Genomic DNA, 15,000 nt, shown 5'->3' with positions numbered 1-15,000 from the left:
GATGTTTGAATATATCGATCCGTTCTTATGGCAACTCGTCATTGTTCCGTTTCTCACGATCGGTGGTGGTGTCTTGACAGCTATGCTCACGACACGGGTCTGGTTTGGTCCGCTGGTGACGTTCTTATTTAACGCTATGATCGAATTGACGTACTTTGCTGTCTATTATGACCACAGTCTATTTGATGTCAGTCATCTCAGTTCGTGGAATGTTATCTTCCCGCTGATTTCACTCTTGTGTTCGTTCATATTCGTCGGATTGTTGAAAACATCGAAATCTGCCTGATGTGTCATGTCTAATCGTTAATAGGAGGACTCTCTATGTTTCACTATATCGACCCGTTCTTATGGCAACTCGTGATAGTTCCGACTTTTACGATTGGACTAGGGGTCGCCATCGGACTGCGCCTGAGGCGTTTGTCTATCACACCATTGATCACGCTCTTGGCATATTTAGGATTGGAATGGTTCATGTATCGTGGCACTCTCTTCTTTTTTACAAAGTGGTGGCTACTTCCACTCATAGCATTAGGTATTACGTTTACCTTTATCGGAAAACGTCAAATCGATCAACCTTCGACGAAATGACGCTTGACAATATAGCTTCATCCCGTTAAAGTAACGATAACATTCATACGAACTCGCGATGAGAAAGAAGAGTAGCGCGAAGGGATGTCTCCAGAAAGCCGGTGGTCGATGCGAACCGGTGTCGTGCCTTGCGTGAATGGGCTTTTGAGCGTTCAGACCGACATGTAGGCTCTGACGGGTCCTCCCGTTATCGGGGACAGCGAATGATGGTTCGCGATGAGTGGGAAGACAAGGCGTCTTTCAACGAAGGTGGCAACACGGGGAATCTCCTCGTCCTTCATGTCCGATTGGGCATGTGGGGCGGGGAGATTTTTTTAGTTTAAGGAGGAGATTTCGATGCAACAACTGATCATCAATGGCGACGAATTGACACCGGTGGCAATCTTTCACCGTCTGCAAGGTGAACGAAAGGTATTACTCGAGAGTCGGGCGGAAGGGAAGCACGGGCGCTACTCGATCATCGCGGCGAACCCGGTCGAGACGATTCGGGTCGACGGGAACGATGTGACCGATTCAACCGGCACCATCTATGCGGACGACCCGCTCCATGCCCTATCCGAACGCATCACGCGTGAAGACATCGAGGCACCATATCCGTTCATCGGGGGCGCCGTCGGCTATATCGGGTACGATTTGCTTCGGGTATATGAACCGATTCCGAACACACCGACCGAGACGCGCGACTTACCCGACGCCCTCTTCCAACGCTATGAGACAATCGTCTTATACGACCACCTCGAAGAGCAAGTCATCTTGATCGATACGAGTGAGACGGATGCTACGATGCGACTCGAATCCATCCGTGGGCAACTGGAGACACCGGAGACGCATGCCCTTGAACCGGTCGTTCGTACGAGCGAACACATCTTGACGACAAAAGATGAATTCATCGACCGCGTGCTCCAAGCGAAAGAGGCCATCCTCGCGGGCGAGGTGTTCCAACTCGTGTTGTCGCAGCGAATCGATGCTACATTCACCGGAGACCCGTTCCACTTTTACCGGACACTCCGAAAACAAAACCCAAGCCCATACTTGTTCTACATTGACCTCGGGGAAGCGATCGTCCTCGGTGCCTCACCCGAAAGTCTCGTCCGGGTCGAAAATGGAACGGTGACGACGAACCCGATTGCCGGGACACGCCCACGTGGGAAGACGGCCGAGGAAGACATGCGTCACGCGGAGTCACTTCTCCAGGATGAGAAGGAACTGGCTGAGCACCGGATGCTTCTCGATCTCGGACGAAACGATATCGGTCGTGTCGCCAAAGTCGGTACGGTCACCATTCCGAAACACATCGAACTCGAACGGTTTAAAAATGTGATGCACCTCGTCTCAGAAGTCGAAGGTGAGCTACGTGACGACGTCACGCCGATCGATGCGCTCCGTGCCTGTCTTCCCGCTGGTACCGTCTCGGGTGCCCCAAAGATTCGGGCGATGCAGCTCATTGATGAACTAGAGACAGTGAAGCGTGAAGTGTACGCCGGGGCGATCGGTTATCTCGACGTCCGTGGTGGATTCGATTTTGCTCTCGCCATCCGGACGATGGTCATTCAAGGTGACACGGCCCACGTCCAAGCAGGTGCCGGCATCGTCTATGACTCGGACCCCGTATCAGAATATGAAGAAACGTTGCATAAAGCCAAATCCCTTTTGGAGGTGTTCGCATGATTCTCCTCATCGACAACTACGATTCATTCACGTATAACGTCTATCAGGACGTCGCCCGATTCAGTGACGTCTGTGTCATTCGCAATGATGAACATACTATAGAAGAAATCCGTCGCATGAATCCGAGTGGGATCATCCTTTCCCCGGGTCCCGGTGGTCCAAAAGATGCCGGTGTTTCGCTTGCGGTCGTCCGACAATTGTCGGGATACGTCCCGATTCTCGGTGTCTGTCTCGGGCATCAGGTCATCGCCGAGGCGTTCGGTGGTGTCGTTGGTCGAGCGAACGAGGTCATGCATGGGAAAGTGTCCCGAATCAATACGTCACCGGGCATCTTATTCGAAGGGTTGTCGATGGACGTCATGCGCTATCACTCGCTCGTCGTACAAGAGACGGACCTGATCGTCACGGCGGAGACGACAGATGGTGTCATTATGGCACTCGAACACCCGACCCATCCGACATATGGCGTCCAGTTCCATCCCGAGTCGATTGGGACACCGGACGGCCGTGGCATCTTTGAACGGTTCGTCCAGTTGTGCACGAAAAAACCGGGGAACGTTTCCCCGGTTTGAGTGTCAGCTATTCGCCAATGCCATCACTTCCATATCATCTCCGTCAGCAACAATAAAAATCTTTTGTTGTTCTATTTCTGGATTGAAATTTACATCAATCGAACGAGACATCGATAATTGATTTGCTTGAATTCGTTCGTTTGAAATGAGTTGGATTTGATGTCGTTCCCGCTTTTCTAGAGCAAAGCGTACTTTGAACTCTTTTTCATAATTTTCAAGTGTCAAATGAAAGTCCGTTCTCTTCATTTCAAATTCTTGGCTCATTTTATTTAAGTGATCCGTTGCCTGTACGATAGTATTCTCTGGATCACCTAACATGCGCATAACGTGTATTGTACCTTGTGTGTTTAAAAGAAACATGTAAATCAATTCCTCGTATTCCTGGAATTCCGTTATCACACTTTTTAAAGCATTCAATTTGTCCGCTTCTTGGAATACAAATGTACGTTTATTAAGTTCTTTCAACTTGTTTATGGGAATCTCGATATCTTTTAAAAGTGCATAAAGCGAATCGATATCGACTTTGTAATTATACTCTAGCTGTTGCACTACTTTGTGTTCGATCGATTCTTCCTTGATAAAAATATGAACACGATCAAGGTAATTAAATGAGCTCTTCACTTGTCCATGGTAATCATTCAACTTCATAGCGACAAGATTATTTAACGTTGTTTGGATTTTGTCTAAAGATTTTTTAATTTCTTTTAGGTGCTCTTGTGCAACTACAGTCGTTGCTACACTAAGTAATAACATTCGCATTTGCAAAGGGTTAATTTTCTTAAGATTTGCATGTTCCTTAATTGTTCTACCATTTTTCACAAAAGCACGATATAATCCCTCGTCTGTAGATTTACTGATTTCGTATATCCCCTTTTTTATAGCAGCCTCGGTTTCCGGTGAAAACACTAATTCAAATGCTTGTTTTCGATTGATCATTTGAACTGCAGCTGATACTCCAGCCGACTTGATGATTTCTCTTAATAAGTTTGTCCAATCTGAACCTAATTCAACTGTTTCTAGCGCTTCAATATTCTTAATTTCAACCGGTATCACATAGGCAGAATCTTCATCTTGTATTAAATGCATCATCTGGTCATTTTCATTTTGCTCCACTTCCATAAGTGAAGTCGCTACACTTACTTCGGAATACTTACGTTTATTCATCCATACAAGTCCAGTAACAGTTATCAACAGGACAACAAGCACTATATATATCATTTCCACTTTAAGTCCTCCTCTATAATCACTTGATTAAAGTATAAAGGTAAACGTAAAAAAAACCGAGGACAGATTCCTCGGTCCAAACGTTATTTTAAAAAGTCCTCACGTTGAAAATCATGCTTGTCGATCTTGATATTGTCACAGGCCACCCCGTTCGTCCGGAGCACACGGATCGTCTCGCGCAACAGTTCGTCACTCCCGACGATATAGAATAACCCGTCTTGATCGGCAGCCAACGCTTCAATTCGTTCATAGTAGTCTTTCCGACTCGGCACGAACTCTGAAGTGAAGTGCTCGTTCGATTCAAAGACGTCACCGAACAGATACGCCTTCGACGAATCGACGTTCAACGAATGGAGATGCGGCACGCCTTCCCCGTTCGCCAAATAGTCGAGGACAATCGGACGGAACGTTGCGAGACCGACACCTGCTGATAACAGGTAGATGTTTTTCCCGCTCCGCTCGAGCGGGACGTTCGAATGTGTCTTGAACAAGGCGACCTTGTCTCCCGGAACCATATCGCGAAGAATCGATTTGAATGGTGAACAGTCTGACTTGATGCGGGTCGTGATCCCGATTGCCCCTTCGTGCGGCAATGTGGAGATCGACATGTGGCGGACGAGGCTCCGGTCTGGCTTGTCTCCCGCATTGAACCCTTCAAGCGCGAGATGCGTGTGCGCCCCTTCTTGCCACGTGAACTCAGGTGGTAACGCGAGATGGAACGTGTATGTATCGGGTGCTTCGTTTACGACTTTTGTAATGGGTGTCCAATCAATTTTCATGTGAATTCTCCCTTTCGTTAATACACCGCAATCGGCCCATAAGGCCCTTCGATGATTTCGAGTTTCGTCTCAAAAATATCCGATAAAATCTTTGCGTCCATAATCTCATCGACCGTCCCGAATGCGGCAATCTGTCCATCTTTCATGGCACAGATGCGGTCCGAATACTTCGCCGCGAAGTTGATATCGTGAAGCACCGTGACGATTGTCCGCCCGAACTCGTCGGCGACGTGACGTAAGTATTCCATCATCTGGACCGAACGAGCGATATCTAGGTTATTCAGCGGCTCGTCGAGAAGGACGTATTCCGTTTCCTGACAGAGCACCATCGCCACATACGCCCGCTGTCTTTGTCCCCCTGAGAGTTCATCGAGATAACGATTCTCGAGCGCTGTTAAGTCGAGGAAGTCGATATATTTGGAGATGATGGCCTCATCTTCTTTCGTGAGCCGCCCTTTCGAGTACGGGAAACGACCGAAGCCCGCGAGTTGTCGGACTGTGAGGCGCGTCACGAAATGGTTCTCCTGACGAAGAATCGTGATAATTTTCGCCAAGTCCTTCGACTTCGTGCTCGATACGTCCATCCCAGCGACTTGAATCTGCCCCTCGTCTAAGTTGAGCAACCGTCCAATCATCATGAGCGTCGTCGACTTCCCTGCCCCGTTCGGCCCGATGAGTGAAGTGAACCCGGCTTTTGGGATGTCGAGTGTGAGCGGTCCGATGTGGACGTCGTCTGTATACGATTTTTTGACTTGTTCGATTTGAATCATAGCGACCTCTTTCGTAAAATGACGGCCAAGAAGATGAGTCCGCCGAATAGTTCGATGATGACGGAGACGACACTTGGCGTCTGGAATATGTGATACATGAAGAAATACGCGCTCGTCAGGACGAAGAATCCTAACGCGAACGCCATCGGGAAGACGTACTTATGGTCATATGTCGAAGCGACCTGATAACTGAGTGTCGCCACCAAAAAGCCGAAGAACGTGAGCGGCCCGATGAGCGCTGTCGAGACCGACATGAGGAGTGAAATCAGGACGAGCGTATAGATGACGCTTCTCCGATGATTCACCCCAAACGTCGTCGCGACGTCCTTACCGAGTGCGACAATGTTCAAGCGATTTGAGAACAGGAACAAGAGTGTCCCGGCAATGATGACAATTGGGATGACGATCGGGAAGTATGCTACGTCGGCATTCGTCACCGAACCGAACAGTCGTGCCTGCAGGATATCGAACTCGGACGGTGCGAGCATGCGGCGCATGAACGACGACACCGAGTTCAGTCCCGTCCCGATGATGATCCCAACGAGCAACATGAGCTGAAGGTTGGCGTATTTCCCCGATAAGAGCCATCCATATAAGAGAAGACTCATCGTCACCATGAGCCCGACTTGCGTCAAGAAGGCGGTCGTCCCCGAGAATCCGATTAACGCCCCCGCCCCGAAGAAAAACACCATGCTCGTCTGAATCGTCGAGTAGAGCGCATCGAACCCGAGTAACGACGGCGTGATGATGCGGTTGTTCGTCACCGAATGGAAGGCGACCGTCGCGAGACTTTGGCACAATGCCGCAATCAACATCGTCACGATGGCGATGATGCGGCGCTCGACGACCGGGACGAATGACGGAGAGTCGATCGAGACCGGATTGTTGTAAAGAAGAAGACCGAGTGCGCACAAGAGTCCTCCGAGAATAAACGCACTTAAAAAGAGCCAGTAGCGCCGTGAAGCCCGTTTTGATTGAAACGCCAAGGCATGACGCTCTTCCCTCAATTCCCCGACTTTCACTTCAACGCCATCTCGTTCAATGACCGTACTCATCGAACCCCTCCCTTTTTCCGTTGCCGCAATAAAATCATGATAAAGACGAACGCACCGACCGTCCCGAGAATAAGGGAGACCGGGAGTTCGAACGGCATGATGATCGTCCGCGAGATCAAGTCACTCACGAGAATCGCACCCATCCCGACAAGACAGACCCACGGTAGATTGCTGCGTAAATCATCCCCCCGGAACATCGAGACGAGGTTCGGGACGATGAGGCCGAGGAACGGTAAATTCCCGATGACCGTCGCCACTACGCCGACCGATAAGGCGATGAGCCCGGTCGCAATCATCATCAATTGGTTGTAATTCACGCCAAGACTCGTCGCAATGTCTTCTCCGAGCCCGGCGAGCGTCAAGCGGTTCGCCAGTAGAAAGATGAGTATCGTCACGACGATGATGACCCATAAATATTCATAGCGCCCGATCTGCACCGACGCGAATGATCCGACGAACCAGCCCTCGATTGCTTGGCTTGCGCGGAAGAACAGGCCGAGGAACGTCGAGATGGCGGAGATGACCGCACCTAACATGAGCCCGATAATCGGCACGATGAGCGAGGAGCGAAGTTTGACCGAACGTAAGAACCAGAAGAAGACCATCGTTCCGATGAACGAAAAGACGATGGCCCCGGTCATCCGCATCATGAGGCTCGGTGCTGGAACGAGCAAGTACACGGTAAGTAAGCCGAGTCCTGCCCATTCGAGCGTCCCGGTCGTCGTCGGTTCGACGAGCCGATTTTGGGTGATGAGCTGCATGACGAGACCCGCCATCGCCATCGCCGCGCCCGTCAGCATGAGCGCGACCGTACGTGGGACGCGGGTGATCCAAAACATATCGAAGCCGTCAGTCCGTGATAAGTCATATACTCCGGTAAAGAGTGACAGCACCGCCAAACCGAGGACGATGATGACAGTGACAACGAACGACTTCGTCCACAATTTAGAAAAGGAGGGCTGAGACGTCGTCTCAACCCTAGCTGTCAACGGTTTTTGCATAATAGAACCTTACTTCGTGAGCGCTTCCGTGACACTGTTGAAGAATTCAGAGTACGTTTGAATCGATTCGTTCAAGTACGTATCTTTCGGCGCGTAAACGATTTGATCTTCAGTCACAGCTGTTGTTTTTTGAAGGGCCGGAGCGTTATCGATCACGTCTTCGGCTGGTACGGCGCCTTCTGCATCACCAAGTGGTGCGTCGCGGTCTAAAACGAACAACCAGTCCGGATTGCTTTCCGCAATCGCTTCGACCGATACTTCATCCCCTTCGTGGTCACCTGTCTTCTTCTCGACTTCAAGTGCTGGTACCCATCCGAAGATGTCGTACATCGGTCCGAACACACGTCCCGTCACTGGTGCTGAGAATCCGATGTCCCCGCCCGATACGATGACTGACATGATTGTATCTTCTCCGTTATATGCTGCTTTCGCGTCTTCGATCGACTTATCGAGGTCCGCTACGCTTGTTTCGGCTTCTGTGTTTTTGTCAAAGATTTTCCCGAGCGTGAGCGTCGTGTCTGTCAATCCTTTGACTAAAATCTCACCCGGTGTACCTGAATCTTCTGGGATCTCGATGTTCAAATCGATGACCGCTGCCTCTGGTACTAATTTTTTGATGTCCTCGTAGTAATCCGCGAAACGTTGACCGACGATGACGACGTCCGGGTCCACTCCCGCAATCGCCTCTAAGTTCGGCTCAAAGTGCATGCCAACGTCTGCGATATCCTTGTCTGCTGCATATGGTGACTCAGCCGGAAGGAGTCCAATTGGTGCCGCCACCAAGTCAATATCCCATGCTGCTAATGTTTCGAACGTCCGGTTATCAAGGGCGACGACCTTCTCCGGATTGACCGGTACCTCGATTGTGCCGTGTGCGTCTGTAATCTCGACCGTCTCTGTTTTTGTTGCGCCGTCGACGTTCTCTTCTTGCTTCGTCTCGCTCGTGCCACCACATGCCGCGAGTACGAAGACGAGCAACGTCAACATGAGTGAAAGTTTAAATTTCCCCACTTCATCCATCTCCTCTGTATGTAAATTTCAATGATCCTCGCACCAAAAACGAGCTACTTTGGTTATGTATATCTTTCTATTCGCACTCATTCTCAGTGATAATGATTATCATTTTCGTTTTCATCAAGTAGCATATCAAACAAAAAAAGGATGCGCAACGCCAAATTGACAAGATTCGGATAGGAAAATTTTTCTTTCTTTGAACTCCCCCACCTACGCTTCGCTTAGAGGCGGAGGATTCCTGAGTTATCCGACCTGACAGTCGGAACCTGATCAGGCTAGCCCCGTCGTCCCGACGGTTGAAGAAGCCAACAGGCGCTCGGCTTCTTGTTTGAGGTTCTGTCCTGCGTTCACATCACGGTCGTGGTGGACCCCACAGTTCGGGCATGTCCATTCACGCAATGCGAGATGCTTCACGTCTTGGTGTCGATGGCCGCAACTCGAACACAATTGGCTCGAGGCGAAGGTCTTCCCGACCTTCACGACGGTCTTCCCGTACCAGTCGGCCTTATACTCGAGCATGCGAAAGAACGCCGCCCAGCTGACCTCGGAGATCGACTTGCTCAACTTTCGGTCCTTCCGCATGTCCTTCACCTGCAGGGTCTCGATGCCGATGACGTCGTGGTTTTTGACGATCTCGGTCGACACCTTGTGCAGGAAGTCAGTGCGTCTGTTGGCGATCTTCTCGTGGATGCGTGCGACCTTCCGCTTCTGCTTCTGATAGTTCTTCGCCTCGGAGAGTCTCACCTTCTTGTTCAGGGCGATGCGCTGACGACGGGACAACTTGCGCTGCTCTCGCGCCAGCTTCTTCTCGAGCGTATGGAAGTAACGGTCGTTTTGGTATACGGTTCCGTTTGATAGGACGGCAAAGTTCTTCAGCCCGACGTCGACGCCGACCGATGAGCCGGTCTTCGGCAGTTCACTGATTTCCCCCTCTACGAGAAGGGAGACGAAGTATTTGCCCGAAGCCGTGCGTCGGATCGTGGCGTTTAGGATGCGTCCCTCGACCTGTCTCGAATTGGCGAACCGCACCCATTTCAGCTTGGGGAGTTTGAGCTTGTTCCCGACGATTGAGACCTCGGGGAGCTGGGACTTGCCTTGGATGTTTGTCTTGTAGGATTGCACAGGGTTTCGCTTCGACTTGAAGCGTGGCCGATCATTTTGCTTTTTGAAGAAGCGGTCATAGGCATCGACCAGATGCTTCACGCTCGATTGAAGAGAATGGCTGTCAACCTCTTTCAACCACTCGAACTCCTGTTTCAACAAGGGAATTTCTTTCGAACAAGAGCCATATGATAATCCCTTCCCAGTTTCCTTGTAAGTTTCATCCCATTTCGCCAGGAAGTAGTTGAAGACGAACCTCGAACAGCCGATCGTCTTGGCGATCAGAATTTCCTGTTCATTCGTCGGATAGATCCGGAACTTGTAAGCTTTGTGCTTCAACATGATGTTCACCTCCTTGAAGGAATCATACCTGAAAGAGAGGCTGACGATTCGTCTTCCACTTTCACGAAAGCCCGGTCCTTAATGTATAGAAGTGGGAGTACTCTCGCTTGATTTAGATAGAGCATGCGCGCACAAAAAAAGAAAGTGGGGGTCCACTTTCTCAAACGAAGTAATAGATGATGCCATCCGTAAAATAATCGAGAGCCTCAAGTAACGTGAAAAAGATAGAGACGATCAAATAGTTGATTCGTTCATCTCGTTCCAAGCGTCTCCACATGAACAGCAGAATCACCAATCCAATTGGTCCAAAAATCAGACAACCAATCAGAAATGGGACTGATTGAGCCACAAAAGGTAATTTTTTCTCGTTTTCAGTCATTCCATTCATGCCTCCAAAATCCCGTTCGCCAACAGCAACAGGAAAGTTCCAATCGATAATGGGATCATCAAATCCGATTGTCGCGAAGAATGTAGCAAATCCACTTTCAAAGTTACTCATTTTCATGACGATTTCGTTTTTGATTGAGCATGACGTATGTGACAAATAAGACGAACGTATACGTCGCTGAGAAGATTACGATATTCAACAACCCGTCCGGTATGATTTTTGTAATGAAAAACAGCGAGAACACGACCGAGAAAAACAAATATGGTCCACGATTGTCAGTTGGTGTGTCTTGCCAGTAAATAATCAAGATGAGAAGCGCAAGCGGACCGCAAAGAGCATACAGGATAAAAAACGGCACACGGCGCATCAGAAATGGAGTTGTTTTAGGGTTGGTCACTTCACTCACGCCTCCGAGATCCCGTTCGCCAGTAGCAACAGATAAATCCAAATCGATAACGGAATGATCAATCCGATGTTCGCAAGAATCGTGTATATTTTGACGAATTGATCTTTCAAGAACAATCCCCAAATCAACGTGACGAACAACAAGACATCAATCGCAACATATACCCAGATGACCATCATCAACTCGAGGTTCGGAAATACCCGTCCGTTCAGGGTGAAGAAGGTGATGATCGTCAAAATCAATAGTCCGAGCGTCGCGTATAGCGGTGCGTATCGCCTCTTCATACGAGCATCGCCCGCTTCCGTTTGACCATCTCCAAGCAGCGCCGGACACACGTATCGACATAGCCATCAAACTGGTGCGGTAAAAACATCGTATACGTCCCTTCTTCTGTCATCGCTGCGTCCCGCTCGACTTTTTCGATCAGTTCATCGAAAGTCGGCTTCCTTTTCAATCGTTCGAAATCAAACTTCCCGAGTCGTTTTGACAGGCGTGCGTTATACGCATCAAAGTCCGCATAATAGGCAGCCTGTTTCTCTGGATGCTGGGTGATGACTTCCTTCAACCAACCTTTATAGAACCCTTGCAACCAGATCTCATCCGCGACAAGGTGGGCATAGTAGCCGAGTCGAAATGAGATGTCTTCTCCTTCACTATCACGCCAATATTGATTGAGATCGAGACGGCGTGATAAATCGTCGTGACGCCCCGCATAGTAATGTGAATCTCCTTTTTCGGTCGTCGCGTCCGGTGCGAGACTTCCTAGAATGAATGCTACCTCATCGAGTTCTGGTAACTCTTCTGCCATCTCATTCGCGATCACGAGATGCATCAAATGTGAGCCCATATCAGCACCCCCTTTCCCACATTATTCCACTAGTCATTTCGCTAGACAACCTGAGTCAATATTTGATAGGATAACTTTACTAAACGGTCAGTAAAGTAAAAGTGAGGTGCGAATAGATGAGTAAAAAGCAATTATTGTTACAGACGGCCGCTCAAATGATTCGAGAGGACGGCATTAGTCAGTTGTCGCTCGAGCGATTGGCGACGAAAGCGGGCATCACAAAAGCCGGTGTCCTCTATCATTTTGACAGTAAGGCCAACTTGTTGCGTCAGATGAATGAACTCGCAATTGAGACGTTCGAAACCCGAATCAAAGAACATCTGTCGGATGGTCCGTATCCGTTCACACGTGCCTACGCCCTCGCCACATTAGATGATGTCGACCATGGGGACACGGACCTCATCGCCGTCTTCATCTCGTCCCAAGAGGATGCGGCGAGCGAATCGATTTGGAGTAAGGTCTCGACTGATTGGAATGAAAAATTTGCAGTCGACGGACCAGATCAAGATGCGATTTTAAAACTAAGACTTCTTTGCGATGGGTTCTGGTTTGCCGTTTTGTACGGATATAGCGAATCGTTCAAAGATCGCGCAGCGAACCTCATCCGAGAGGCATGTGATGAGTTGATTCAAGGAGGTTCCTAACATGGGATTCATCTATTTGATCGGGGCCATCGCCTCGGAACTGTTCGGGTCGAGCATGTTGAAAGTGAACGCCACCTCGACGAGCCGGCTTCCGATTCTCGGGGTCGCGTTTGGCTACGGGACGGCGTTTTATTTGTTGTCGCTCGCTCTCTTCACCATCCCGCTCAGTTTCGCCTATGCGTTTTGGAGTGGGGTCGGGACGGCACTCACGGCGGTGATTGGGTTCGTCGTCTTCCGTGAACAAATCAGTCGTCAAAAAATTGCTGGAATCGGGCTCGTCATCATCGGGCTCGTCTTGATGAAAGTGTGAGGTGAATCGGAATGAAAGCATATCTCTTATTATTCTTTTCAATCGGATTTGAGGTGCTCGGAACATCGATGTTGAAGCTATCGGACGGGTTTACGAATCTGGTTCCAAGCGCCATTCTGTTAGTCAGTTTTGCTGCCTCGTTCACCCTTATGGGAATCGTCTTGAAGACGATTCCGCTCAGTATCGCCTATAGCATCTGGGCCGGACTCGGAACGGTAGCGACGGGTCTCATCGGGGTATTCGTGTATGGAGAAGTCCTCTCCGCATTGAACGGCATCGGTCTCTTATTGATCGTCCTCGGTGTCATCGTGATGAATCAACGAAGAGAGGAAGTCGTGACATGAACGAGTTGACAGATCATCTTCAAACACTGGAAGAAGCGTTACTCACGACGGAAGTCAGACAGTCGACGGAGCGATTGCGTGAACTGTTGACCGACGACTTCTTTGAAATTGGTAGCTCGGGACGGATCCTGTATCAAGACTGGAATCAATCGACACTCCAGCTCGACCCGATCGAGGCCGTGTTATCCGAATTCACGTTGCATTCGTTAACGGAAGGTCTCGTCTTGGTGACGTATCGTCTCGTTCAACCAGTATTGAAGCGCGAAACACGCCGTAGCTCGATTTGGGTATCCGTGGATGGACGTTGGAAGATGCGATTCCACCAAGGCACGGTCGTCCCGCCGGAGGCAACTTGATTGCCGAACATCCTCACCTTCCGCTACGCTGAAAAGGAAATCATGCGTGATGAAAGGGGAAATACAGAATGAACATTCTACTCGTTGGGGCAAGCGGTACGGTCGGTCAGGCCGTCGCGAAAGAGTTGGAGAAAACACATACGATCATCCGGGCTGGACGTAACGGGGCGGACGTTCAAGTGGACCTCACTTCTGAAGACAGCATCCGCCAGATGTATGAGACGGTTGGCCAAGTTGACGCGGTCATCAGTACAGCGGGCAGCACACATTTCGGCCCACTTTCCGAGATGACGCCTGCAGATAATCAGAAGAGTATCGATAGCAAGATCAAAGGGCAGGTCAACCTCGTCCTTCTCGGGCTCGATCATGTGAACGATGGCGGCAGTTTCACACTGACGAGCGGAATCTTGATGGACGATCCCATCAAAGAAGGTGCATCGGCGGCACTCGCGAACGGTGCCATCAAAGGATTCGTGACCGGCGCGGCGATTGAGATGCCACGGGGCATCCGTATCAACAACGTCAGTCCAAACGTCCTCGTCGAAGCCCTCGATTCATATGGACCTTATTTCCGTGGTTACGAGGCGGTACCAGGTGAGCGGGTCGCCCTCGCCTACGTGAAGAGCGTCGAAGGCGCACAAACCGGACAAACGTACGAAGTGTATTAACAGCAAAGCATCTCTTAGCGAGGTGCTTTTTTCGTACCTCGAACTTTATTTTGTCTACTTACTCATAAGAACTCCGCTATACTCGGGACATCCTATAACCGAGAAAGGTTGAATGTTCATGAATCACAAAACACTGCGCGATCTTTTCGACATTCCTCCACCATACGTCCGTCTTCCGTGTCGGTGGCTTTGGTGTGTTTGACATCAGTACCCTCACCTTTTTTGAGAAGGGCACCGTCCTTCGTCACATCGAACAATCTAATCTTTCGATATCCGAAGAATTTGGGCTGAAGTATTTCGAAGGCGAAGAAGCAGAACAAATCCGTATGACGTTTGAATCATTCGGAACGAATCGCTGGCCAGTCATGTTTGAAGAACCCGAAGGCGTCACCACTGTAGATGGCACACAGTGGAATCTCAGCGTATACGCCAACGGAAAACTGATTCACGAACATAGCGGCAGTAATGCCTACCCAGCCCAATGGAGACAATTGACTCAGCTATTCGGTATTTCTTGAAGAACGACAAAGGGAGCATCCGCGCTGGATACTCCCTTTCTTTATAACGCTTGAATCATTTCGACCCGATTACCGAACGGGTCTCGGAACTCGAATCGGTCGAACCCTGGAATCGGGATGCCTTCCGAGTAAGTAATCTCCTTCTCTCGAAGCGCTGTCTTCCAGTGACCTAAATCCGTCACAGCATACGCAATGTGTGCTTTCGTCTTCTGTCGTTCCACGTTGTCCTCTGCCCCGACATGGACGGAACGGTCGCCGACCTGAAGCCAAAATCCACCTCGTCCTTTCAGTGAGTCCGGCTTCTCGATTTCATGTAGACCAAGAAAGTCACAATAGAATGCCTTCGCCTCTTGTTCCGCTCCAGTTGGAATCGTGAGCTGGACGTGATGAATTCCTGTGATCATG

General features: G+C 49.7%; 22 protein-coding genes and 1 other annotated feature. Of the genes, 10 read left to right on the top strand and 12 right to left on the bottom strand.

From position 1 onward, the window contains the following. Position 1: 1 nt before the first annotated feature. The 4 genes from KNO85_RS02465 to KNO85_RS02450 all read left to right on the top strand — a co-directional run bounded on the left by KNO85_RS02465 (position 2) and on the right by KNO85_RS02450 (position 2,828). On the top strand, positions 2-286 hold the full coding sequence (locus KNO85_RS02465; protein WP_214786641.1) for a hypothetical protein: 285 nt from the start codon (positions 2-4) through the stop codon (positions 284-286). Between the two features lie 35 nt (positions 287-321). Beyond that, the gene (locus KNO85_RS02460; protein ID WP_214744233.1) at positions 322-588 is read left to right on the top strand and encodes a hypothetical protein; all 267 of its coding nucleotides are present in this window, start codon (positions 322-324) and stop codon (positions 586-588) included. A 49-nt stretch (positions 589-637) separates the two neighbouring features. Next, positions 638-869, top strand: a binding site (T-box leader). A gap of 55 nt (positions 870-924) precedes the next feature. After that, a complete protein-coding gene (trpE, locus tag KNO85_RS02455; protein WP_214786639.1) occupies positions 925-2,256 on the top strand; it encodes an anthranilate synthase component I in 1,332 nt (443 codons plus the stop codon). Next, positions 2,253-2,828, top strand: a complete 576-nt coding sequence (locus KNO85_RS02450) for an anthranilate synthase component II (RefSeq protein WP_214786637.1) — start codon at positions 2,253-2,255, stop codon at positions 2,826-2,828. The genes trpE and KNO85_RS02450 overlap by 4 nt, the downstream gene beginning before the upstream one ends. A 3-nt stretch (positions 2,829-2,831) precedes the next feature. Here the strand turns inward: KNO85_RS02450 and KNO85_RS02445 are convergent, their stop codons facing one another. The 11 genes from KNO85_RS02445 to KNO85_RS02395 all read right to left on the bottom strand — a co-directional run bounded on the left by KNO85_RS02445 (position 2,832) and on the right by KNO85_RS02395 (position 11,755). Further along, on the bottom strand, positions 2,832-4,052 hold the full coding sequence (locus KNO85_RS02445) for a hypothetical protein (protein ID WP_214786635.1): 1,221 nt from the start codon (positions 4,050-4,052) through the stop codon (positions 2,832-2,834). A gap of 83 nt (positions 4,053-4,135) precedes the next feature. Then, positions 4,136-4,831 (bottom strand): ferredoxin--NADP reductase, encoded by a 696-nt coding sequence (locus KNO85_RS02440; protein ID WP_214786633.1) that lies wholly within the window; start codon positions 4,829-4,831, stop codon positions 4,136-4,138. A gap of 17 nt (positions 4,832-4,848) precedes the next feature. Next, entirely contained in the window at positions 4,849-5,601 is a 753-nt protein-coding gene (locus tag KNO85_RS02435) for an iron ABC transporter ATP-binding protein (RefSeq protein WP_012727166.1), read from the bottom strand. Then, positions 5,598-6,656 (bottom strand): iron chelate uptake ABC transporter family permease subunit, encoded by a 1,059-nt coding sequence (locus tag KNO85_RS02430; RefSeq protein WP_214786632.1) that lies wholly within the window; start codon positions 6,654-6,656, stop codon positions 5,598-5,600. The genes KNO85_RS02435 and KNO85_RS02430 overlap by 4 nt, the downstream gene beginning before the upstream one ends. Continuing rightward, positions 6,653-7,657 carry an ABC transporter permease gene (locus KNO85_RS02425; RefSeq protein WP_214786630.1) on the bottom strand — a complete coding sequence of 335 codons (1,005 nt, stop codon included), beginning with the start codon at positions 7,655-7,657 and terminating at the stop codon, positions 6,653-6,655. The genes KNO85_RS02430 and KNO85_RS02425 overlap by 4 nt, the downstream gene beginning before the upstream one ends. Before the next feature lie 9 nt (positions 7,658-7,666). Beyond that, on the bottom strand, positions 7,667-8,677 hold the full coding sequence (locus tag KNO85_RS02420) for a siderophore ABC transporter substrate-binding protein (protein WP_214786628.1): 1,011 nt from the start codon (positions 8,675-8,677) through the stop codon (positions 7,667-7,669). 264 nt (positions 8,678-8,941) lie between these two features. Then, a complete protein-coding gene (tnpB, locus tag KNO85_RS02415; RefSeq protein ID WP_214786626.1) occupies positions 8,942-10,114 on the bottom strand; it encodes an IS200/IS605 family element RNA-guided endonuclease TnpB in 1,173 nt (390 codons plus the stop codon). A gap of 160 nt (positions 10,115-10,274) precedes the next feature. Further along, positions 10,275-10,613 (bottom strand): hypothetical protein, encoded by a 339-nt coding sequence (locus tag KNO85_RS02410; protein ID WP_214786624.1) that lies wholly within the window; start codon positions 10,611-10,613, stop codon positions 10,275-10,277. Next, the gene (locus tag KNO85_RS02405) at positions 10,606-10,899 is read right to left on the bottom strand and encodes a hypothetical protein (protein WP_260569826.1); all 294 of its coding nucleotides are present in this window, start codon (positions 10,897-10,899) and stop codon (positions 10,606-10,608) included. Before KNO85_RS02405 ends, KNO85_RS02410 begins: the two co-directional genes overlap by 8 nt. A 5-nt stretch (positions 10,900-10,904) precedes the next feature. After that, complete coding sequence (locus KNO85_RS02400) at positions 10,905-11,192, bottom strand: hypothetical protein (RefSeq protein ID WP_214786622.1); 288 nt, start codon at positions 11,190-11,192, stop codon at positions 10,905-10,907. Continuing rightward, on the bottom strand, positions 11,189-11,755 hold the full coding sequence (locus KNO85_RS02395; RefSeq protein ID WP_214786620.1) for a zinc dependent phospholipase C family protein: 567 nt from the start codon (positions 11,753-11,755) through the stop codon (positions 11,189-11,191). The genes KNO85_RS02400 and KNO85_RS02395 overlap by 4 nt, the downstream gene beginning before the upstream one ends. A 116-nt stretch (positions 11,756-11,871) precedes the next feature. On the opposite strand from KNO85_RS02395, the gene KNO85_RS02390 reads away from it, so the two are divergent. The 6 genes from KNO85_RS02390 (at position 11,872) to KNO85_RS02365 (ending at position 14,595) form a co-directional block, all read left to right on the top strand. Beyond that, the gene (locus tag KNO85_RS02390; protein ID WP_214786618.1) at positions 11,872-12,399 is read left to right on the top strand and encodes a TetR/AcrR family transcriptional regulator; all 528 of its coding nucleotides are present in this window, start codon (positions 11,872-11,874) and stop codon (positions 12,397-12,399) included. Between the two features lies 1 nt (position 12,400). Next, positions 12,401-12,709 (top strand): DMT family transporter, encoded by a 309-nt coding sequence (locus KNO85_RS02385; RefSeq protein WP_074036309.1) that lies wholly within the window; start codon positions 12,401-12,403, stop codon positions 12,707-12,709. 11 nt (positions 12,710-12,720) lie between these two features. After that, positions 12,721-13,053 carry a DMT family transporter gene (locus tag KNO85_RS02380; protein ID WP_214782007.1) on the top strand — a complete coding sequence of 111 codons (333 nt, stop codon included), beginning with the start codon at positions 12,721-12,723 and terminating at the stop codon, positions 13,051-13,053. Continuing rightward, a complete protein-coding gene (locus KNO85_RS02375; RefSeq protein ID WP_214786616.1) occupies positions 13,050-13,409 on the top strand; it encodes a nuclear transport factor 2 family protein in 360 nt (119 codons plus the stop codon). The genes KNO85_RS02380 and KNO85_RS02375 overlap by 4 nt, the downstream gene beginning before the upstream one ends. Before the next feature lie 68 nt (positions 13,410-13,477). Continuing rightward, positions 13,478-14,077, top strand: a complete 600-nt coding sequence (locus KNO85_RS02370) for a short chain dehydrogenase (RefSeq protein ID WP_214786614.1) — start codon at positions 13,478-13,480, stop codon at positions 14,075-14,077. Between the two features lie 194 nt (positions 14,078-14,271). Next, positions 14,272-14,595 (top strand): hypothetical protein, encoded by a 324-nt coding sequence (locus KNO85_RS02365; protein WP_214786612.1) that lies wholly within the window; start codon positions 14,272-14,274, stop codon positions 14,593-14,595. A gap of 41 nt (positions 14,596-14,636) precedes the next feature. On the opposite strand, the gene KNO85_RS02360 is transcribed toward KNO85_RS02365, so the two are convergent. Beyond that, positions 14,637-14,999 (bottom strand): VOC family protein, encoded by a 363-nt coding sequence (locus tag KNO85_RS02360; protein ID WP_214786609.1) that lies wholly within the window; start codon positions 14,997-14,999, stop codon positions 14,637-14,639. Position 15,000: the final 1 nt, after the last annotated feature.

Source organism: Exiguobacterium sp. s124 (genome assembly GCF_018617485.1).
In the GTDB taxonomy this organism is placed as follows: Bacteria; Bacillota; Bacilli; order Exiguobacteriales; family Exiguobacteriaceae; genus Exiguobacterium; species Exiguobacterium aestuarii.
The sequence above is the reverse complement of the archived record's forward strand: the minus strand, read 5'-3'. Positions and strand labels throughout refer to the sequence as shown.